Source organism: Niallia sp. HCP3S3_B10 (assembly GCF_052064465.1).
Lineage (GTDB): Bacteria > Bacillota > Bacilli > Bacillales > Cytobacillaceae > Niallia > Niallia hominis.
The window spans coordinates 1-473 of the sequence record NZ_JBQHVO010000163.1; the positions used below are offsets into that span (position 1 = coordinate 1).

Annotated in this window: 5 tRNA genes; all 5 read right to left on the reverse strand. The window is 52.9% G+C overall.

From position 1 onward, the window contains the following. Positions 1 to 16: 16 nt before the first annotated feature. Positions 17 to 90: transfer RNA gene (locus ACTNDN_RS25005), tRNA-Met, on the reverse strand. Positions 91 to 100: 10 nt separating this feature from the next. Beyond that, positions 101 to 176 (reverse strand) — tRNA-Val (locus tag ACTNDN_RS25010). A 22-nt stretch (positions 177 to 198) separates the two neighbouring features. Further along, positions 199 to 273: transfer RNA gene (locus tag ACTNDN_RS25015), tRNA-Glu, on the reverse strand. Between the two features lie 14 nt (positions 274 to 287). Then, positions 288 to 379, reverse strand: a tRNA-Ser gene (locus ACTNDN_RS25020). A 4-nt stretch (positions 380 to 383) separates the two neighbouring features. Further along, positions 384 to 458 (reverse strand) — tRNA-Asn (locus ACTNDN_RS25025). Positions 459 to 473: the final 15 nt, after the last annotated feature.

Sequence of the window (473 nt, forward strand, 5' to 3'; positions counted from 1 at the left end):
GAACTACCGGACCAGATTGCGGGGACAGGATTTGAACCTGCGACCTTCGGGTTATGAGCCCGACGAGCTACCAGACTGCTCCACCCCGCGATAATAATAATGGTGGAGGATGACGGGATCGAACCGCCGACCCTCTGCTTGTAAGGCAGATGCTCTCCCAGCTGAGCTAATCCTCCATAAATATGATTGATATGTAAATGGTGACCCATACGGGATTCGAACCCGTGTTACCGCCGTGAAAGGGCGGTGTCTTAACCGCTTGACCAATGGGCCATATAGAAAGTTAATGGCGGAGAGCAAGGGATTTGAACCCTTGAGACAGGGTTACCCGCCTACACGATTTCCAATCGTGCTCCTTCGGCCACTCGGACAGCTCTCCAATATGGCTCCGCAGGTAGGACTCGAACCTACGACCGTTCGGTTAACAGCCGAATGCTCTACCACTGAGCTACTGCGGAATAATATGGTATGCC